General features: G+C 45.9%; 26 protein-coding genes and 1 riboswitch. Of the genes, 16 read left to right on the forward strand and 10 right to left on the reverse strand.

All coding sequences use genetic code 11. The features are described from left to right. The first annotated feature begins 22 nt into the window (after nucleotides 1-22). From tenA to cotO, 9 genes are all read left to right on the forward strand, one after another. Nucleotides 23-730 (forward strand): thiaminase II, encoded by a 708-nt coding sequence (gene tenA, locus LWH95_RS10400; protein ID WP_003239257.1) that lies wholly within the window; start codon nucleotides 23-25, stop codon nucleotides 728-730. Beyond that, nucleotides 708-1,325 carry a thiazole tautomerase TenI gene (gene tenI, locus LWH95_RS10405; RefSeq protein WP_232919490.1) on the forward strand — a complete coding sequence of 206 codons (618 nt, stop codon included), beginning with the start codon at nucleotides 708-710 and terminating at the stop codon, nucleotides 1,323-1,325. The genes tenA and tenI overlap by 23 nt, the downstream gene beginning before the upstream one ends. Then, the gene (gene thiO / locus LWH95_RS10410; RefSeq protein ID WP_232919492.1) at nucleotides 1,309-2,418 is read left to right on the forward strand and encodes a glycine oxidase ThiO; all 1,110 of its coding nucleotides are present in this window, start codon (nucleotides 1,309-1,311) and stop codon (nucleotides 2,416-2,418) included. Before tenI ends, thiO begins: the two co-directional genes overlap by 17 nt. After that, on the forward strand, nucleotides 2,418-2,618 hold the full coding sequence (gene thiS, locus LWH95_RS10415) for a sulfur carrier protein ThiS (protein WP_072182824.1): 201 nt from the start codon (nucleotides 2,418-2,420) through the stop codon (nucleotides 2,616-2,618). Before thiO ends, thiS begins: the two co-directional genes overlap by 1 nt. Continuing rightward, nucleotides 2,615-3,385 carry a thiazole synthase gene (gene thiG, locus LWH95_RS10420; RefSeq protein ID WP_232919495.1) on the forward strand — a complete coding sequence of 257 codons (771 nt, stop codon included), beginning with the start codon at nucleotides 2,615-2,617 and terminating at the stop codon, nucleotides 3,383-3,385. The genes thiS and thiG overlap by 4 nt, the downstream gene beginning before the upstream one ends. Continuing rightward, nucleotides 3,382-4,392: a thiazole biosynthesis adenylyltransferase ThiF gene (gene thiF, locus LWH95_RS10425; protein WP_232919502.1), complete on the forward strand. Its 1,011-nt coding sequence runs from the start codon at nucleotides 3,382-3,384 to the stop codon at nucleotides 4,390-4,392. Before thiG ends, thiF begins: the two co-directional genes overlap by 4 nt. An 18-nt stretch (nucleotides 4,393-4,410) precedes the next feature. Continuing rightward, nucleotides 4,411-5,226 carry a bifunctional hydroxymethylpyrimidine kinase/phosphomethylpyrimidine kinase gene (thiD, locus tag LWH95_RS10430; protein WP_232919506.1) on the forward strand — a complete coding sequence of 272 codons (816 nt, stop codon included), beginning with the start codon at nucleotides 4,411-4,413 and terminating at the stop codon, nucleotides 5,224-5,226. A 135-nt stretch (nucleotides 5,227-5,361) separates the two neighbouring features. Further along, nucleotides 5,362-6,138, forward strand: a complete 777-nt coding sequence (gene fabI / locus LWH95_RS10435; RefSeq protein ID WP_133487901.1) for an enoyl-ACP reductase FabI — start codon at nucleotides 5,362-5,364, stop codon at nucleotides 6,136-6,138. A gap of 101 nt (nucleotides 6,139-6,239) precedes the next feature. Further along, entirely contained in the window at nucleotides 6,240-6,923 is a 684-nt protein-coding gene (gene cotO / locus LWH95_RS10440; protein WP_232919507.1) for a spore coat protein CotO, read from the forward strand. A 91-nt stretch (nucleotides 6,924-7,014) separates the two neighbouring features. On the opposite strand, the gene cotZ is transcribed toward cotO, so the two are convergent. From cotZ to cotV, 5 genes are all read right to left on the reverse strand, one after another. Then, complete coding sequence (gene cotZ, locus LWH95_RS10445; protein ID WP_003239244.1) at nucleotides 7,015-7,464, reverse strand: spore coat protein CotZ; 450 nt, start codon at nucleotides 7,462-7,464, stop codon at nucleotides 7,015-7,017. 127 nt (nucleotides 7,465-7,591) lie between these two features. After that, nucleotides 7,592-8,080 carry a spore coat protein CotY gene (gene cotY / locus LWH95_RS10450; protein WP_003239243.1) on the reverse strand — a complete coding sequence of 163 codons (489 nt, stop codon included), beginning with the start codon at nucleotides 8,078-8,080 and terminating at the stop codon, nucleotides 7,592-7,594. Nucleotides 8,081-8,230: 150 nt separating this feature from the next. Continuing rightward, nucleotides 8,231-8,749, reverse strand: coding sequence for a spore coat protein CotX (cotX, locus tag LWH95_RS10455; RefSeq protein ID WP_232919511.1), 519 nt, complete (start codon nucleotides 8,747-8,749; stop codon nucleotides 8,231-8,233). Between the two features lie 88 nt (nucleotides 8,750-8,837). Then, complete coding sequence (locus tag LWH95_RS10460) at nucleotides 8,838-9,164, reverse strand: spore coat protein (protein WP_133487895.1); 327 nt, start codon at nucleotides 9,162-9,164, stop codon at nucleotides 8,838-8,840. Nucleotides 9,165-9,204: 40 nt separating this feature from the next. Further along, nucleotides 9,205-9,591: a spore coat protein CotV gene (gene cotV, locus LWH95_RS10465; RefSeq protein WP_133487893.1), complete on the reverse strand. Its 387-nt coding sequence runs from the start codon at nucleotides 9,589-9,591 to the stop codon at nucleotides 9,205-9,207. Between the two features lie 159 nt (nucleotides 9,592-9,750). On the opposite strand from cotV, the gene yjcA reads away from it, so the two are divergent. The 4 genes from yjcA to spoVIF all read left to right on the forward strand — a co-directional run bounded on the left by yjcA (nucleotide 9,751) and on the right by spoVIF (nucleotide 11,221). Beyond that, a complete protein-coding gene (gene yjcA / locus LWH95_RS10470; protein WP_003239239.1) occupies nucleotides 9,751-10,107 on the forward strand; it encodes a sporulation protein YjcA in 357 nt (118 codons plus the stop codon). Nucleotides 10,108-10,390: 283 nt separating this feature from the next. Further along, entirely contained in the window at nucleotides 10,391-10,597 is a 207-nt protein-coding gene (locus LWH95_RS10475; protein ID WP_232919512.1) for a hypothetical protein, read from the forward strand. A gap of 81 nt (nucleotides 10,598-10,678) precedes the next feature. Beyond that, entirely contained in the window at nucleotides 10,679-10,834 is a 156-nt protein-coding gene (gene yjcZ / locus LWH95_RS10480) for a sporulation protein YjcZ (RefSeq protein ID WP_003239234.1), read from the forward strand. A gap of 132 nt (nucleotides 10,835-10,966) precedes the next feature. Next, nucleotides 10,967-11,221 (forward strand): sporulation-specific transcription regulator SopVIF, encoded by a 255-nt coding sequence (spoVIF, locus tag LWH95_RS10485; RefSeq protein ID WP_003239233.1) that lies wholly within the window; start codon nucleotides 10,967-10,969, stop codon nucleotides 11,219-11,221. Nucleotides 11,222-11,299: 78 nt separating this feature from the next. Here the strand turns inward: spoVIF and LWH95_RS10490 are convergent, their stop codons facing one another. Continuing rightward, nucleotides 11,300-13,576, reverse strand: a complete 2,277-nt coding sequence (locus tag LWH95_RS10490) for an ATP-dependent helicase (protein ID WP_232919514.1) — start codon at nucleotides 13,574-13,576, stop codon at nucleotides 11,300-11,302. 118 nt (nucleotides 13,577-13,694) lie between these two features. Between LWH95_RS10490 and LWH95_RS10495 the strand changes: the two genes are divergently transcribed. Continuing rightward, complete coding sequence (locus tag LWH95_RS10495) at nucleotides 13,695-13,949, forward strand: hypothetical protein (protein WP_100275155.1); 255 nt, start codon at nucleotides 13,695-13,697, stop codon at nucleotides 13,947-13,949. Nucleotides 13,950-14,022: 73 nt separating this feature from the next. Here the strand turns inward: LWH95_RS10495 and LWH95_RS10500 are convergent, their stop codons facing one another. The 3 genes from LWH95_RS10500 to LWH95_RS10510 are packed head-to-tail and all read right to left on the reverse strand — an operon-like array spanning nucleotide 14,023 to nucleotide 15,725. Next, complete coding sequence (locus LWH95_RS10500) at nucleotides 14,023-14,445, reverse strand: GNAT family N-acetyltransferase (protein WP_232919515.1); 423 nt, start codon at nucleotides 14,443-14,445, stop codon at nucleotides 14,023-14,025. 5 nt (nucleotides 14,446-14,450) lie between these two features. Continuing rightward, nucleotides 14,451-14,966: a YjcG family protein gene (locus tag LWH95_RS10505; RefSeq protein WP_003239227.1), complete on the reverse strand. Its 516-nt coding sequence runs from the start codon at nucleotides 14,964-14,966 to the stop codon at nucleotides 14,451-14,453. A gap of 36 nt (nucleotides 14,967-15,002) precedes the next feature. Continuing rightward, nucleotides 15,003-15,725 (reverse strand): esterase family protein, encoded by a 723-nt coding sequence (locus LWH95_RS10510; protein WP_003239224.1) that lies wholly within the window; start codon nucleotides 15,723-15,725, stop codon nucleotides 15,003-15,005. Between the two features lie 167 nt (nucleotides 15,726-15,892). Then, nucleotides 15,893-16,013, forward strand: a riboswitch (SAM riboswitch). Nucleotides 16,014-16,081: 68 nt separating this feature from the next. Here LWH95_RS10510 and metI point away from each other — a divergent pair. Further along, a complete protein-coding gene (gene metI / locus LWH95_RS10515) occupies nucleotides 16,082-17,203 on the forward strand; it encodes a cystathionine gamma-synthase/O-acetylhomoserine thiolyase (protein WP_232919651.1) in 1,122 nt (373 codons plus the stop codon). Further along, nucleotides 17,196-18,368: a cystathionine beta-lyase gene (gene metC / locus LWH95_RS10520; RefSeq protein ID WP_232919516.1), complete on the forward strand. Its 1,173-nt coding sequence runs from the start codon at nucleotides 17,196-17,198 to the stop codon at nucleotides 18,366-18,368. The genes metI and metC overlap by 8 nt, the downstream gene beginning before the upstream one ends. A 32-nt stretch (nucleotides 18,369-18,400) precedes the next feature. On the opposite strand, the gene LWH95_RS10525 is transcribed toward metC, so the two are convergent. Continuing rightward, the gene (locus LWH95_RS10525; protein ID WP_232919517.1) at nucleotides 18,401-18,943 is read right to left on the reverse strand and encodes a GNAT family N-acetyltransferase; all 543 of its coding nucleotides are present in this window, start codon (nucleotides 18,941-18,943) and stop codon (nucleotides 18,401-18,403) included. Nucleotides 18,944-18,955: the final 12 nt, after the last annotated feature.

Genomic DNA, 18,955 nt, shown 5'->3' on the forward strand with positions numbered 1-18,955 from the left:
TTTCAGACAGGGGGAATGACGTGTGAAGTTTTCAGAAGAATGCCGCAGTGCAGCCGCAGAATGGTGGGAGGGGAGCTTTGTCCATCCGTTCGTTCAGGGAATCGGTGACGGAACGCTTCCTATTGATCGTTTTAAATACTACGTGCTTCAGGATTCATATTATTTAACGCATTTTGCGAAGGTGCAATCGTTCGGCGCCGCTTATGCGAAGGACCTTTATACAACGGGACGGATGGCAAGCCACGCCCAAGGTACATATGAGGCGGAAATGGCGCTTCATCGCGAATTTGCGGAGCTGTTAGAAATCAGTGAAGAAGAGCGTAAGGCGTTTAAGCCGTCCCCTACGGCGTACTCTTATACATCCCATATGTACCGTTCGGTTTTGAGCGGGAATTTTGCTGAGATATTAGCGGCCCTGCTGCCATGCTACTGGCTGTATTACGAGGTTGGCGAGAAATTGCTGACATGTGATCCGGGGCATCCGATTTATCAGAAGTGGATCAGCACATACGGCGGTGACTGGTTCAAACAGCAGGTTGAAGAGCAAATCAATCGCTTTGATGAGCTGGCGGAAAACAGCACGGAGGAAGTGCGTGCCAAAATGAAAGAGAATTTTGTTATTTCCAGCTTCTATGAATATCAATTTTGGGGAATGGCCTACCGAAAAGAAGGCTGGTCCGACCGCGGCATAAAAGAGGTGGAGGAATTTGGAGCTTCACGCCATAACTGATGACTGCAAGCCGGTTGAAGAGTTAGCAAGAGCAATTATAGCTATTCAGAATGAAGTTGATTATATTCACATTCGGGAACGGTCAAAATCGGCCGCCGACATTTTGAAACTGCTCGGGCTTATGTCCGAAGGCGGTGTTGATAAGAGAAAACTGGTCATGAACGGGCGGGTGGATATTGCGCTTTTTTCTACGATTCATCGCGTGCAGCTGCCAAGCAGCAGCTTTTCACCAAAGCAGGTCAGAGCCAGATTTCCTCACCTTCATATCGGACGGTCCGTGCATTCACTGGAGGAAGCGGTTCAAGCAGAAAAGGAAGACGCAGACTACGTGTTGTTCGGCCATGTGTTTGAAACAGATTGCAAAAAGGGTCTTGAAGGCAGAGGTGTGTCTTTGCTGTCAGATATTAAACAGCGGATTTCCATCCCGGTTATTGCCATCGGCGGTATGACGCCAGACAGATTAAGAGACGTAAAACTAGCAGGAGCAGACGGCATCGCTGTCATGTCGGGAATTTTTTCTGATGCTAACCCTTTGGAAGCTGCCAGACGATATTCCCGCAAGCTAAAGGAGATGCGCTATGAAAAGGCATTATGATGCAGTTGTCATTGGAGGCGGAATTATCGGTTCCGCGATTGCTTATCATTTGGCAAAGGAAAACAAAAGCACCGCATTGTTTGAAAGCGGAACAATGGGCAGCAGAACAACAAGTGCCGCTGCCGGGATGCTGGGCGCCCATGCTGAGTGCGAGGAACGTGATGCGTTTTTTGACTTCGCCATGCACAGCCAGCGTCTGTATAAAGGCCTTGGTGAGGAGCTTTATACATTATCCGGTATTGATATCAGGCAGCATAACGGTGGTATGTTTAAGCTTGCGTTTTCTGAAGAAGACGTGCTGCGGCTGAGGAAGATGGATGACTTGGATTCAGTCAGCTGGCATACAAAAGAAGAGGTGTTAGAAAAAGAGCCGTATACGTCTGGTGACATTTTCGGGGCATCCTTGATTCAGGATGATGTGCATGTTGAGCCTTATTTTGTTTGCAAGGCATATGCGAAAGCAGCGAAAGCGCTTGGTGCAGAGATTTTTGAACATACTCCTGTTCTGCATGTTGAACGTGATGGTGAAGCTCTGTCCATCGAGACGCCGGGTGGTAACGTATGGGCGGATCATGTCGCGGTTGCCAGCGGGGTGTGGAGCGGAATGTTTTTTAAACAGCTCGGGCTGAATCATGCATTTTTTCCTGTAAAAGGGGAATGCCTGTCTGTTTGGAATGATGATATACCGCTGACAAAAACACTTTACCATGACCATTGCTATATCGTACCGAGAAAAAGCGGCAGACTGGTTGTCGGCGCGACGATGAAGCCGGGTGACTGGAGTGAAACACCGGATCTTGGCGGCCTGGAATCTGTTATGAAAAAAGCAAAAACGATGATGCCGGCTATTCAGAATATGAAGGTGGATCGTTTTTGGGCGGGACTGCGGCCGGGAACAAAGGATGGGAAACCGTACATCGGCAGACACCCTGAGGACAGCCGTATTTTATTTGCGGCGGGCCATTTCAGAAATGGGATTCTGCTTGCTCCAGCAACGGGCGCTTTGATTGGTGATCTCATCATGAATAAAGAGGTCAATCAAGACTGGCTGCACGCATTCCGAATTGATCGCAAGGAGGCGGTTCAGATATGATGCTACAGCTGAACGGTAAAGACGTGAAGTGGGAAAAAGACACAGGTACAATTCAAGACCTGCTGGCGTCTTATCAGCTTGAAAATAAAATCGTTATCGTTGAAAGAAATAAAGAAATTATCGGCAAAGAACATTATCACGAGGTAGAGCTTTGTGATCGCGATGTCATCGAAATTGTCCATTTTGTAGGAGGCGGATGAGCATGTTAACAATTGGCGGGAAATCATTTCAATCAAGGTTGCTGCTGGGCACGGGGAAATACCCATCGTTTGAAATCCAAAAGGAAGCGGTGGCTGTTTCCGAGTCTGATATTTTAACATTTGCTGTGCGGAGAATGAACATCTTTGAAGCGTCTCAGCCTAATTTTCTGGAACAGCTTGATTTATCCAAATATACGCTTCTGCCGAATACAGCAGGCGCCAGTACCGCTGAAGAAGCGGTCCGGATTGCAAGGCTGGCAAAAGCGTCAGGTCTTTGTGACATGATTAAAGTCGAAGTCATCGGATGCAGCCGTTCCTTGCTGCCTGATCCTGTTGAGACATTAAAAGCGTCTGAACAGCTTCTAGAAGAAGGCTTTATTGTGCTCCCGTACACGTCAGATGATGTTGTGCTGGCAAGAAAACTAGAAGAGCTTGGTGTTCATGCTATCATGCCGGGTGCATCTCCGATCGGATCGGGCCAAGGAATCTTAAATCCTTTGAATCTGTCATTTATTATTGAACAGGCAAAAGTGCCGGTCATCGTGGATGCCGGAATCGGATCGCCGAAAGATGCGGCATACGCAATGGAACTTGGTGCGGACGGCGTACTCCTCAATACGGCTGTATCAGGCGCGAATAATCCTGTGAAAATGGCTCGTGCCATGAAGCTCGCGGTGGAAGCAGGACGCCTGTCTTATGAGGCGGGCCGCATTCCGTTAAAGCAATACGGAACGGCAAGCAGTCCGGGAGAAGGTCTTCCTGTATGACGGACAGGTACTCCAGGCAGGAGCTGTTTGCTCCGATCGGCCCAGCCGGCCAGAAGAAATTGAAAGAAGCGCGCGCCGTAATTATCGGCGCTGGCGCGCTTGGAACAGCCAGTGCAGAAATGCTGGTCAGAGCGGGAGTCGGTTCTGTGAAGATTGCCGACAGAGATTACGTTGAATGGAGCAACCTGCAGCGCCAGCAGCTGTATACAGAAGATGATGTCAAAAAAGAAATGCCGAAAGCGGCCGCTGCTGAGCAGCGTCTCCGTTCGACTAACAGCGATGTTGATGTGACGGGCCTTGTCATGGATGTGACAGCGGAAAATATCTTCGACCTGATTAAGGGCGCTTCGATCATTGTGGATGCGGCCGATAATTTTGAAACCCGCCTGATCGTAAATGATGCTGCGGTAAAAGAAGGGATTCCTTTTCTTTACGGTGCCTGTGTAGGAAGCTACGGCCTGACCTTTACCGTAGTGCCGGGATCGACCCCCTGCCTTCATTGCTTGCTCGATACACTTCCGATTGGCGGCGCGACATGTGACACAGCCGGCATCATCAGTCCGGCTGTTTTGCAGGTAGCAGTCTTTCAGGTGACAGACGCGCTGAAGCTGCTGACGGGAGAAGAATGCGAGCCGGTGCTGCGCTCTTTTGACTTGTGGAAAAATGAGCGGTCAGAGGTGAGAGCAGCGGGTCTCAAACATGACACATGCCCAAGCTGCGGCGCAAAGGATTTTCCGTTTTTGTCATATGAAAACCAAACAAAAGCGGCTGTATTGTGCGGCAGGAACACGGTGCAAATCAGATCATCCTTTACAAAAGAAGCTGATCTTGAAGTGCTTGCCGGTCAGCTGAGACAGGCCGGGCTTGAAGTAGCCGCGAATCCGTATTTAATTTCCTGCCGCTCGGATGATATGAAAATGGTGCTGTTCCAGGACGGCAGAGCGTTGATCCATGGAACGAATGATATTGCCCGGGCAAAATCCATTTATCATAAATGGATCGGGTAATAAAAGGAGTGTAGTGTAATGAGTATATATAAAGCATTGACAATCGCCGGCTCTGATTCAGGCGGCGGCGCAGGGATACAGGCAGATATTAAAACCTTTCAGGAGCTTGATGTTTTCGGTATGTCTGCGATTACGGCGGTAACCGCTCAAAATACGCTTGGTGTGCATGGGGTGTATCCGCTGACTGTAGAGGCGCTGAGACAGCAAATTGATGCTGTTGCCGAGGATTTGAGACCTGACGCCGTAAAAACGGGAATGCTCTGGAATGCCGAAATGATTGAAGAAGTGGCAAGAAAAATTGACGAGTATGAGTTTAACCGTGTGATTGTTGATCCAGTTATGATCGCAAAGGGCGGCGCATCCCTGCTGCGCGATGAATCAGTTGCAACCTTAAAGGAGCTGCTCATTCCAAGAAGCTACGCGATTACGCCGAATGTTCCGGAAGCAGAAACGCTGACAGGAATGACTATCCGCTCGCTGGATGACCGAAAAAAAGCAGCGGAGCAGCTCGTAAAGATGGGTGCACAGAATGTGATTATCAAAGGCGGGCACCAGCCTAAGGACAATAACATTACTGATCTACTTTTTGATGGGAACATGTTTATGCAAATCAGCCATCCCTATATTGATACGAAGCATACGCATGGCACAGGATGCACCTTTGCTGCGGCTTTAACAGCCCAAACCGCTAAAGGAGACAGCATCCATCAGGCATTCGAGGTAGCGGCCAACTTTGTCCGCGATGCGGTGGAAAATACGCTTGGGATCGGATCAGGCCACGGGCCGACAAACCATTTCGCCTTTAAACAAAACAGCTTAAATACAAGCCGATGAGATCACCAGCTGATGGTGATCTCTTTTGCGTTTGCTACGGTATGCGCTTTTCATCTGGACAAGGTTATGATATGATAGGAATTAAGATCAGGTACTAATACTATGTCTTTATTAAATATAGGAGGCTTTATACATATGAATTTTTCACTTGAAGGCCGCAACATTGTTGTGATGGGGGTAGCCAACAAACGCAGTATCGCATGGGGAATTGCGCGCTCTTTACATGAAGCGGGAGCACGTTTGATTTTTACATACGCAGGAGAACGCCTGGAGAAATCTGTTCACGAGCTTGCCGGAACGTTAGAACGCAACGATTCCATCATCCTTCCTTGCGACGTAACAAACGACGCGGAAATCGAAACTTGCTTCGCAAGCATTAAGGAGCAGGTCGGTGTGATCCACGGTATCGCGCATTGTATCGCGTTTGCCAATAAAGAAGAGCTTGTCGGCGAATACTTAAACACAAATCGTGAAGGCTTCCTTTTGGCTCATAACATCAGCTCATACTCTCTGACAGCTGTTGTGAAAGCTGCCCGTCCGATGATGACTGAAGGCGGAAGCATTGTCACTTTGACTTACCTTGGCGGAGAGCTTGTTATGCCGAACTACAACGTCATGGGTGTAGCGAAAGCTTCTCTTGATGCAAGTGTGAAATACTTAGCTGCTGACTTAGGAAAAGAAAATATCCGCGTCAACAGCATTTCTGCCGGCCCGATCAGAACGTTATCTGCTAAAGGCATCAGCGATTTCAACTCCATCTTAAAAGACATTGAAGAGCGTGCGCCGCTTCGCCGCACGACAACACCTGAAGAAGTGGGCGATACAGCTGCGTTCTTATTCAGCGATATGTCCCGAGGCATTACAGGTGAAAATCTTCACGTTGATTCAGGTTTCCATATCACTGCCCGCTAAGCAGGATCTATGCCAAGCAATCCCGGAACAGGGATTGCTTTTTTATTTCTTCTGATTTTCAGCTTTCTGTCATATAGATAGAATATGACACAATCGGAGGGATGAAGATGTCTAATAAGAAAAGAAACGCGGATAAAAAACCGCTCATGTATATTGTTCAGCCGGATTATGCAGAAACAACAAGGTCATCCATGCAGGAGATTGTCATCAAAAAAAAGGCCAACAAACCCGCTCCGCCAAAAGCAGAGGAAAAGCCGGTTTACGATGAGAAACAGCAGGAGGAAGCTGTGGCAAAGGATGTCCAGCAAGCAGAACAAAAGCCTGCAGCTGAACCAGTGAGTCAGCAAACACAAGAGGTAAGAGAGCCAGAGCACATAAAGAATCAGCAGGAACAAAAAGCAGAGCCGCAGGCCGTTGAAGAAACCGTTGAACAAGAGCCCCCGAAAGCAGAAAAAAAGGAAGAGCCTGCACTTGAGGCTCGGAAGCCTGAAAAAGAACCGGAAGCTGTCCATAGTGCGGCTAAAGCGGAGGAAAAAGCACCGCCGGCAAGAAAAGTGAAAAAACCGATGAGCAAGATGTCTATTCATGAAAAAATTGATTTTTTAACAAAGCTGCCGCATAACATGCCGAGAGCGCTTTGTTTAATTGAAGCCAATGGAAGAACGTACAGGGGTGTGATTGTCGGAAGAAGAAATGATTCCGTTCTGCTTCGAACAACTGGCAACGGAGCCCCGACGGAGCTGGCAATCGATGATATTACCTCTCTGCACCCGCTTGGTTTTTAATGAAATGAAAAAAGCTGCCCGGCAGATGTTCCCGGACAGCTTTTTTACATAGAGAAAAGCCTGCAGGCCTGCAAGCTTTTCAGCATTATCATTAATGATGATGGTGCGTGCGATTGATTAATCGAGGATTTAAGCAGTTGATTGCGCAGAAGCAGTCTAAGTCCACTTCAATACAGTAGTTCGTTTTTTCAAGTCGGAAGACTTCACACACCGTATCTTTATCGGTGAAGTCCAAAATGTGTTTGTGTTCGTCAAATGCGATTAATAATGACAGTGTTGCGCAGCTTCCATGCACTCTTTCGACCCTGAAAAATACAGTATTAAAGCAAGGGCCGTTATCGAGTTCGCCGACATTTCCGAAGGCGACTAATGGCGTTGATTTTGATGTAAATATTGCAAAAGGCACTGTGTCGCCTAACGAATGGCTTACAGATAAAAGCTTAGAGTGGCAGCCGGTCGGGCAGTCCTCTTCAACAGCGTTTTGCAGTTCTTCAATATTTTCTACAGCTTCACGCACGCAGCTTGATGTTTTCTGGCTCATATTATCCCTCCTGCCTTATAAATTTGAGACTGGCGAAATGATGGAGAGTCAGCTGCCTCACGCTGGAAGCAGCTGAATGATTTGCACCTGTAATAGAGTTTGGAAGGGGATTCCTCTTTACAAGTGTTTATCCATTGTGATGATGCTTTTTATCTTTATGAGGCGATGTTCTGTCAACTAACTCTGGTGACAGGCATTGAATCGCGCAGAAGCATCCGAGATCTACTTCAATGCAGAAATCTGTTTTTTCTAGCCCGAAGAAATCCGGGTCGCAAGGGTGGCAAACACTTAAGGTATCGCCTTTGACATCGACCGGGCGTAAAATAGAAAGTGTTGCACAGCAATCGCATAATTTTTCGACGCGGAAGAAAATGGATTCAAAGCATTGCATATCATCCACAAATCCCCCCACGTTTCCGAATGTGGAGAACAATCCGCCTTTTTTATCAAAAACGAGAAACGGAATTGTGTCTTTTCCAGCAATCGTAGGGTTTAAAAGGTTGGTATAGCAGCCAGTCGGACACTGTTCTTCAACTGCCTCCTGCTCTGCTAAAATCTTTTCCACTGCATCGCATACACAGTTCTCATGCCGGCCATGGGTTTTTCCGCAGCTCATTGATTTCAGCTCCTTCTTTATAGGGTATTTGACTTTAGTCCTTAACAACATATGTACCCGTGCCCCACTTGGTGTGGGTGAACGTCTATATATTCATCATATGCTTGGAAAATAAGAAAAAGCAGAGCGTTTTAGCTCTGCTTTAAGGTTCTAGAGGATGAGAGTGATAACTAGTAGGGCTACAAGAGTGTTTGTTGCTGTAGAGACAAGTGTTGCGATATCGGCATCTACTGTTGAGACGTTTACGCCGCGGGAGCATTCGATGAGAAGTTTTTGGCGGTTTACTTGCTTGTTGGCTGTAAGCTGCAATAAATCTTGTGCGACTAATTCGGCAATTACTCCGTCTGCAATGGATGTGAGAGTAGCTGTAACTACAGCAGCATTAAGTGCTGTTACAACTGATGTTACGGCTTGAACGTCAGTAGATGTAACGTTAATGTCACAAGAATCTCTGATAATAATTGTCTCATCGGAGACTTGCTTGTTGAGATTTGCTTGAGCTAGATCTTGGTCGATGAAGGCGTTGTCGTTGCCAAAAAACCCATTGCCATTACAGCAAACATCGCAATGACATTTTCTTTCGTGTTTTTCTTTATCTTTCTCTTTGTCATCTAACGGATGGTCACAGTCAGGATCAAGTGCAACCCAAGAATATGGTCTGCTTTCCATATCTATTCCTCCTTTTCTTTTACTGTTATTAAATGAGCGAGCCTCTTACTTTGACTGAGGCATATATCCTGATGAAGAACCCTATTTTTTATGATTGGCTTGAATTGTTATTGTTTTGCCGTCTTTGTCTGAGCTGTTCAATTAATTGCTCTCTGCGGCTTAGCGGTTTTGCGTTCTTTTGCTCTTGCCCCGATTCTTCTTTGTTCTTCTTTTGTTTTTCAACTATTTCCGCTGATTTAGCCTGCAAGTCTTTAACCATATTCAAGAGCATTTCCTTTTCTTCATCTGATAGTTTTTTCATTTTGTCTTTGGTGACGCCGTGTTTAAGAAATATATTTTGAACCAGCATTTTCGTCATCGGATCAACTTCCGGAAGCTTTGCAAGCTCTTCTTTGATTTTATCGTTATCTGACATTTGTTTTCACCTCGGCTTTTAAGTTTGTGAAAAGAAAGGGTTAAAGGACGTCAAGTTCAAGGAGAATGCTGTTTAGCACCTGAAGCAAAATTTGTACAAAGGTTATTATTTCGTCGGCAGACAAAGTGATCTTGATATTTCGGCTGTTGATAATTTTAATGATTGTTCTTTTTTTGATTTGGGAGTTATCGAGAATGAGTATTTCGCTTGCTACTGTGTCAGCCAAGTCCTCGTCGGCGATGACGAGCTGTGTCACCAGGATAATCAATGTTGTGACCAAGGCTTGTATAGAAAGGGCAGATGTTATATGTGATGTATCTATTGTGATATTTTCGCAATCAATCACTTCGATCTGCTGCTCGAATTCGCTTGATAATTGCTCAAATATATCAGGATGCAGGGATTCAACTTTTTCTTCAAATGACATAACCTTCACTCCTTTCTTATCCATACTCTATATAATGCAAATGGGGTGCAGAGCGGAATAATAAAAATAACCAATTTTCCGCCGGACAAGATACAATTCATCAAGAATAGGGTTTTGGCATATATGTGAAGGGATCATGATTGGCAAAGGAGTGAACAAGTGGTTATTAATGGAATGACAATTGCTCTTCTTTCGCTTGCGGTCTTTCGGCTCGCCCGCCTGCTGGTGTTTGACACGATTATGGCACCGCTTCGCAGCCTGTTTCATGAAGAGAAGGAGGAAAAGGATGCAGACGGGAACATTGAAACGTATATCGTCATTAAGGGAACAGGTGTCAGGGCGTTTATTGGTGAATTGCTGAGCTGCTACTGGTGCACAGGTGTGTGGTGCGCCGGCTTTTTGATATTGTGTCAGGCTTTCATTCCAGAGGCAGCACAGTGGCTGATTTTACTGCTGGCGATCGCCGGTCTTGCCGGCATTATAGAAACGCTCGTATCAAAATGGCTGCAAGAATGAGTCATTCCCACCAGCAACTTTTCACTAGCATCAGCATAAAGTAGCATATATGACATAAGGAAAGGAAGGGATCAAAGTGAATCAATTCAATAAACCTTCCCAAAAAACTCCATATACAGATTCATCATATCAAACTAAAAAGATCAAAAAGAAAGGCTGCGGGTGCGGAAATAAAAAGAAAAAGCCTCAATAGCCTGGCAAAGAAACCGGAGACCTCCGGTTTTTTGTTTTTTTAACGGAGCGCCTTGCTCAGCATATATTATGAGTGGGGGGATGGATACCAGTGAATGAGTTTGAAAAATGGATAGAAGGAAGATATGAACCTCACGAACAAAAGCAAAAAGAGCATGAAGACATCTTGAGCAGTATCAGAAAAGACTTGGATGCATTTGATGAATCCGGTAGGGCGTTTGAAGAGGAGATTGAAGAGCTGGCTGAAAAAACCGAAGCCTTACTCAAAAAGCGCCAGGCTCAGTACGAACAATCATAAATCCGCAATCGCCCTATGCGTTTATCCAAGCCGAATAAAACGGCTCACATAGTGTATAGAGAGTAAAGGAGGTGCTTATCTATGGGCTTTGGATACGGATTCGGAGGAGGCTACGGCGGCGGCTGTTATGGCGGTTATGCTGGCGGTTACGGCGGCGGCTATGGTTCAACATTTGTTCTTTTAGTCGTATTGTTCATTCTCCTAATCATCGTGGGTGCATCTTTTTATAACTTCTAAGGTTTATTGAGGGAAGTACGGGTGATGTCCCGTACTTCCTTGCCTTGTGTTCATTTTTTATTTTTGGAAAAAGCACATTGAACAATGGGTGTTCATACAATACCGTATCACTCCGCCAAAAGGAGGCGTATTATGGATAATCAATTTTTTAAGAACGTCGAAAAGAAAACAGGTGTCAATATGCAGGATGTCATGAATCTTGCCGGCTCCCTTCAAAACGCCAATTTTAAAGACGAAAACACAGTGCGCAGCGTCATTAAGCGCGTAGCGCAGCTGGCAAACAGACGCGTGCCGAAAGAATTAGAAGATAAGATTGTTCATTCCATTACAAGCGGAAAAGAAAAGCTTGATTTTGGTACGATTTCGAAAATGATGGACAATAAATAAGCAGAGGGCCTGGCTGACTCAATGCAGCGGGCCTTTTTTTACTTTATAGAAAAGACCCGGCAGAACACTGCCGGGCTGTTAGTTATGCAAGGGCTGTCTTTGCTGTAAGAGAGGATACAAAAATCTTGAACGGTGGGCCGTTTTGCCGCGCCTGTTTGCGGGACAAGACAAATATAAATGCTGTTTGGCACGTGTCATCGCTACATATAACAGGCGTCTTTCTTCCTCCAAAGGAGCTTCATCTCCTTTTCTCGCTGTTTCTAATGAGAAATCGTGCGGAATCGAGCCGTCTACCGTGCCTAAGACGTAGACGGTTTTGAACTCAAGGCCTTTTGACCGGTGAATGGTCATCAGCTGAACGCCATTTTCATCCATTTTGTTTTTCTCAGCGGCCCTCATATGGTCCACGTGGGCGAGAAAGTCAGGTATCGTTTTGAACTTCTTGGCGACGACCTTGATGTCGCGCAGGTCATCGGAGCCTTTTTCCAGCTTGTTGCCCTCATTGCCCCGTTTTTTTAAATACTCGGAGAAGCCCATTTTTCCTTCTGCAAAGGTGATCGCTTCCACCGGCTTCATCGTGCGGAGGCTTGCGAAAAACGGCACGATCTTCTTGATTTTATTCAGCTGGAAAGGCTTCAGATCAGGAAGTTTAGCCAGCGCTTTAATCATGGAGCAGTCCTCGGTAATCGAGAGTGCCTTCAGCGTGTTCAATGCGGACTGTTTTAAGAACAAGGCGGGCAGCAAGTGCTTAATCGCCTCAGTATCATCCTCGTTTTGGCTGGCGTACAAGTAAGCGAGAATCTGGCGGACAATCCGTCTGCTGTAAAACGATTGGACGCCGCGGTCAGCTGTATAAGGAATTGACGAATGATGAAGCCTTTCGTAAATGGCGCGGCCTCCGCTGTTTGTGCGGTAGAGAACTGCAAAGTCTTCAGGGTTTGCCCCGTTTTGAATTTTTTCTTTGATATCGGAAACGACCATTGTGGCTTCTTCCTCTTCGTCATAAGGATAAAACAGCACAGGAGCCTGGATGTCATCACGGGCCGCTTCAAGCGTTTTGGCATACCTGTTTTTGTTCTTTTTCACGACGATATCAGCACTTGAGACGATCGGGTGCGTGGATCTGTAGTTCGCGGTTAAATAGATCGTCTTCGCTCCGGGATAATCCTTTTGAAAATCAAGAATAAAAGACGGATTGCTTCCGCGAAACGCGTAGATGGACTGGTCATCGTCCCCGACACAGCACAGGTTTTGCTCCGGGCTGGCCAGCATTTGCATGATTTTATATTGAACCGGGTTAATGTCCTGAAACTCGTCAATTAAGATATACGTAAACCGAGATTGATATTGTTCCAGAAGGTCCGGCCGATCGATAAACAATTCATAGCAGGCGGAAGCCATATCATCAAAATCAAATTGATTGTGTTCTTTTTTCTGGCGCTCATAATGTTCATATAATCGGTAGACTTGTTTTTCCCACTCATCCTGTAAAGGAATGCGTTCATTCGGCACATAAGTGTTTTTCCAGAAACCGATCTGCTGCAGGGCCTGATCAACGGGGAACTCTTTCTCATCTATACCTTCTTCATAGAGTGCTTTTTTGACATATTGTTCCCGCTGCCACTCCATTTTCAGCAGATGGTCGCCGTTCCATTTAGCAGAATCATAGTGATACAAAATCTTATAAAACAAGCTGTGGAATGTTCCGGTGACAAGTCTTCTGACTTTTGCAGGCTGTAATCCGTACTGCTTCGCCATACGATCTTTCATTTCGGCGACAGCTTTTGTCGTGAAGGTGACAAGCAGCATGTGTTCCGGCGGTATGCCTAAGTGTTCGATCATGTGGGCGGCGCGCGCTGTCAGCACGCGTGTTTTTCCGCTTCCCGCACCTGCAAGCACAAGCAGCGGGCCTTCGGTTTCCGTGACAGCTTTCAGCTGATCTGTGTTCAAGCCGACAGACGGAAAAAGGCTTGTATCAGGTTCTATTGTTTTTTGTATAAATGGTGTTCCGGGTTTAATGCTTCTCGGCCGCTGCCATTCCGTGACAGCCGGAGACGAGTCAGCAACGATCGCTTTTCCCTTGGGCAAACGAAAGACACCGGATTCCTGATAGTCTTCCTTTTTCTCCTCTTTAGCGGGTTTCGTTTCGCATGCCTCCTCACATGCCGGAAAATGGCCTGGCTGGCGGTGAATAAACTCCGGCGGATCGGTGATGTTAAGCCTTAACAAAACGGGCTTTCCGCAATAAGAACAAAATAAATGTCCTTTTATTCCTTCTTCAAAAAGGAATTGATAATGTTCTCTAGAATATGTATGTAAATGTATGGTTCGATCATTCAGTCGGGCGCATTTCAAAAAGGGGTCCTCCCAATCAAAAAAGGTGTTCATTACAGACAAAGAATATCATATCAAAAGAAACGTGTTTCAAAAAGTAAGTTTAAGGGAAAAAAGACAGCAGAAGGGTGGATATCGCATGATATATGCAGGTCAAATTCAGAACCAGCAATACGCTCAATATGCAAATAGAACGATTGGACATAAGCAGGATTATGCCGGAACCGAAAAAATCAGCTATGTCCCGTTTCAGCGGGTATACAAAGAACTGGAAAAGCAGCAGGAGAATCAAACGGCTGCTGAAAGAAAGGTAAACGAGACAAAACGTAAGCGCTCTCTTTATAAGAGATTTCGAGAAAAAGGAATGGGCACGTACATTAACCGATATGTATAAAAAACCGTTCACATCCAGAGAACGGTTTTTTATATGTGGAAAAAATCCGGATCTCAATAGACCCGGATGCTGTTTAGTCCTTAATCATTTGCAAGTGGGGAATGCCGGCATCGAGGAATTCTTTTTCAGAAAGCACACGATACCCATGTTTCTTGTAAAACGGCACAGCCTGTGTTTGTGCGTTTAAAATGAAACCGGAAGCGCCGCCGTCTGCGGCCGCTTTTTCGAGCGCTTTCATAATGATGCCGCCGACACCGGCTGAACGGTGGCTTTTTAATACACAAATCCGCTCTAACTTGCCGTAGCCGTCCTTCATACGCCATCTTCCGGCGCCGACAGGCTTTTTACCGTCATACACGACGATATGCTCCGACTCATTTTCTAGTTCGTCAATTTCTTCTTCAGCAGGCACGTTTTGTTCTTTGACAAAGACTTCTTCTCTTACATAAAATGCATCTTTCATTTGTTCTTCATTTTTTGCAATAACTGCTTCCAAGTCGATTATTCTCCTCCGCCTAGCAAGAAGGTTTCATACACTGTCCATGATCCGTTTTCCAGCTGATAAAGCAAGTGGAAGCGGTCAACGATTTCTTCATGTGACACTTCCTGCATTTTTAATTGTCCCAGCACATCCGAATGCTCGTCGTCGGAAAGATTTTGCCCGACTGTCACATGCGGAACGAAATTGTATTCCTGTTCACCAGCCAACACACCGGTGTATAACTTTTCATTGAGTGTTTTTAATTCTTCCGTCGGCTCTGCTTTGATGTAAATGACATTATTAACAGGCGCAAATGAGCTGTATTTTGTCATTTTGAGAACGACCGGATGGGACTCCTTCGCGATGTTTCTCAGATGTGATACAAGCTGATCCGCTTTCTCCTCCGCACATTCAAACGATGCTCTCAATGTCAAATGGGGTGGGATCAGGGAATAGCTCGGGTCATAGCGCTTTCTGTAAGAGTTCGCAAGGTCTTGGAGTTTTTTTGATGGAAATAAAACGATTCCGTATTTCATATTATGTCCCTCCTGGAAATAAAGTATGATGGAGTATCAAAGCATTTTTTTTAGCGCCGGCGTGATGAGCGGCTGCCAGTATGTCCATTTGTGATCTCCGTCAAATGGCTCAAAATAATAATCGGAAAGCTTCTTCTCCAGCAGCTGTTTCAGCTCCTGATTCGGTTCTGTAAAGTCCAGAATGTTTCCGTCTGTTGTGTGGACGTCAGTTTCTTTTGTGCCGATTTGATGATAAATAGAAAGGTGTTTGATATCGTCTGACTGTTTCACAGCTTCCAATACATGTTTGTCAACATAAGGAGACTGCATGATGATGTTTCCGAACATATTCGGATAATCAAGCGCTGTCATAAGAGATATGGTAGCCCCGAGCGAATCGCCTATCAGCGTGCGTCCGTAGCCGACCTGATAGGTTGGATACTCGTCATCCGCAAACGGAACGAGCTCATGGGCGATAAACCGTTTATACCCCGAAAATTTGGAACCTTCCGGATGATAGGTTTTTCTGCGCTCTTTTACATCCTTATAAGGAACACCGATAATAATGCTCCGGTCTATTTCCCGTTTGGACAGCAATTCCTCGACCTGTCTGCCGATTCTCCCCAGCCTGAAATAATCGTGGCCGTCCTGCGCGATAATGACATGGTATTTATAAAGAGGGGAGTAGTTGGACGGCAGATAAACGAGCAATGTCATTTCTTCGTTAAGCTCTTTTGAAAAGAATTTCTTTTCTTGCACTGTGCCGTTTTTCGGTGCCATAATACATTCCTCCAGGACATCACTAGACTTTCTTGCTGTTTTCCATTATTGTACCATGAATTATTAGAAATTTCTCTCTTTAAACAGTTCGGAACTCGAAGAAAAAAATGTTGAAATAAACTGCAAATTGCGCTAATATAAAACAATCAGAAAATTGAAATCGATATTTCTTATCGTGAGAGGTGGAGGGACTGGCCCTTAGAAACCTCAGCAACCGGCTTGTTTTGCATACGCAAAACGCCAAGGTGCTAAATCCAGCAAGCGTTTTTTATGCTTGGAAGATAAGAAGAAGCGTTAAACCCCTTCTTCTTATGAAGAAGGGGTTTTTTATTATGAAAAGGGAAGGTGTCAGCTATATGTCACAGCACGTTGAAACGAAATTAGCTCAAATCGGTAACCGAAGCGACGAAGTAACGGGAACAGTGAGTCCTCCTATTTATTTATCAACAGCATACCGCCACAGAGGGATCGGAGAATCAACCGGATTTGATTATGTCCGCACGAAAAATCCGACACGCCAGCTTGTTGAGGACGCGATCGCCAGCTTAGAAAACGGAGCGAGAGGGCTTGCCTTCAGTTCGGGAATGGCAGCCATCCAAACGATTATGGCGCTGTTTAAAAGCGGAGATGAACTGATCGTTTCATCGGACCTATATGGCGGCACGTACCGTCTGTTTGAAAATGAATGGAAAAAATACGGATTGATCTTTCATTATGATGATTTCATCGATGAGGACTGTTTACGCTCTAAGATTACGCCAAATACAAAAGCAGTGTTTGTGGAAACACCGACAAATCCGCTCATGCAGGAGGCGGACATTGAAAGGGTCGCCCGAATTACAAAAGAGCACGGTCTTCTGCTGATCGTTGATAATACATTTTACACACCGGTCTTGCAGCGTCCGCTTGAGCTGGGAGCTGACATTGTGATTCACAGCGCAACCAAGTATTTAGGCGGGCATAACGACTTGCTTGCGGGACTTGTCGTTGTAAAGGATGAGCAGCTTGGTGAGGAGATGTTTCAACACCAAAATGCGATCGGCGCCGTCTTGCCTCCGTTCGATTCGTGGCTTCTGATGAGAGGAATGAAGACGCTGAGCCTCAGAATGCGCCAGCATCAGGCAAACGCGCAGGAGCTTGCGGCGTTTTTAGAAGAGCAGGATGAAATTGCCGATGTACTGTATCCCGGAAAAGGTGGCATGCTGTCCTTCCGTCTTCAAAAAGAAGAGTGGGTCAACCCATTTTTAAAAGCGCTGAAGACCATTTGTTTTGCAGAAAGCCTCGGCGGGGTGGAGAGCTTTATTACATACCCTGCCACACAGACGCACATGGATATTCCTGAAGAGATCCGCATCGCAAACGGGGTCTGCAATCGTTTGCTGCGTTTTTCGGTCGGAATTGAACATGCGGAAGATTTAAAAGAGGACCTAAAACAGGCGTTATGTCAGGTCAAAGAGGGAGCTGTTTCATTTGAGTAATCACAATTGGACGCTGGAAACCCAGCTCGTGCACAATCCATTTAAAACAGACGGCGCAACAGGGGCGGTCAGTGTACCGATTCAGCACGCATCGACCTTTCACCAATCTTCATTTGAAGAGTTTGGCGCATATGATTACAGCCGCTCAGGCACGCCGACCAGAACGGCTCTTGAAGAAACAATTGCCGCACTGGAAGGCGGAACGAGAGGATTTGCTTTCAGTTCAGGCATGGCTGCGATTTCAACAGCATTTTTACTTCTGTCACAGGGCGATCACGTTCTTGTGACAGAAGATGTATACGGCGGAACCTTCCGCATGGTGACAGAGGTGCTGACTCGGTTTGGCATTGAGCATACATTTGTCGACATGACGGATACAAACGAAGTAGCGCGGAATATTAAGCCGAACACAAAAGTTATTTATATGGAGACACCGTCAAATCCGACACTTGGGATCACTGATATTAAAGCGGTAGTTCAGCTTGCCAAAGAAAACGGCTGTCTGACCTTTCTGGACAATACATTCATGACACCGGCACTGCAGCGTCCGCTCGATCTCGGCGTGGATATTGTGCTTCACAGTGCAACAAAATTTCTGAGCGGACACAGCGATGTGCTGTCAGGCCTGGCTGCTGTCAAGGATGAAGAGCTTGGGAAGCAGCTGTATAAGCTGCAAAACTCGTTCGGCGCCGTCCTTGGCGTGCAAGATTGCTGGCTCGTGCTGCGCGGATTAAAAACATTGCAGGTCCGTTTAGAAAAAGCGAGCCAAACAGCGCAGCGGCTTGCAGAATTTTTCCAGGAGCATCCGGCGGTGAAACGCGTGTATTATCCGGGACTGTCTGATCATCCGGGTGCTGAAACCCATAAGAGCCAGTCAACGGGAGCGGGCGCCGTGCTATCTTTTGAGCTTGAAAGCAAAGAGGCCGTTAAGAAATTAGTAGAGAATGTATCACTTCCGGTCTTCGCTGTCAGCCTTGGTGCAGTGGAATCGATTTTGTCCTATCCGGCTACGATGTCTCACGCGGCAATGCCTAAGGAAGAACGTGAAAAACGAGGCATCACAGACGGCCTTCTCCGTCTTAGTGTGGGTGTCGAACATGCAGATGATTTAGAACGTGATTTCAAACAAGCGCTGAAAAAAATTGCGCCAGTGGCGATCCGTTAAAAAAGAAGCCGGCGATAGCCCGGCTTCTTTTGTTATTCATCATCAGGATTCAGAATCGCGAGAACTTGATGATCCTCCCAAACGCCATTGATTTTTACATTTTTTCGGGCAATGCCCTCTTTATGAAATCCGGCTTTTTCCAATACGCGCATGGACCCGAGGTTGCGGGGCATCACACCGGCTTCAATGCGATGCAGTTTCAATTCGTGGAACGCATAATCAACAATCAATCTGACCGCCTCTGTCATGAGTCCCTTTCCATTATGGGATTTGTCTAAAAAATACCCGATGAACGCAGTTTGCAGCGCCCCGCGGATGATTTGAAAGAGCGAAACCGTCCCGATTAATGTATCGTCCGAGACTGTAAAAATGCCAAAAAAATATTCTTCATCTTTCTCCAGTCTTTGCTGGTACTCGGTTATTCGTTTTCTTTGCCCCTCAATCGTATAATAATCGTCTGCGCGAATCATGGAAAACTGTTCGAAAAAATCTTGGTTTTCGCTTTGCAGCCGCAGATTTTCTTCCGCATCCTTTACTTCTAAAGGTCTTACATAAATGGTATTTCCTTTTAACATACATTGATCTCT

Source organism: Bacillus sp. G16, from assembly GCF_021282335.1.
Lineage (GTDB): Bacteria > Bacillota > Bacilli > Bacillales > Bacillaceae > Bacillus > Bacillus inaquosorum.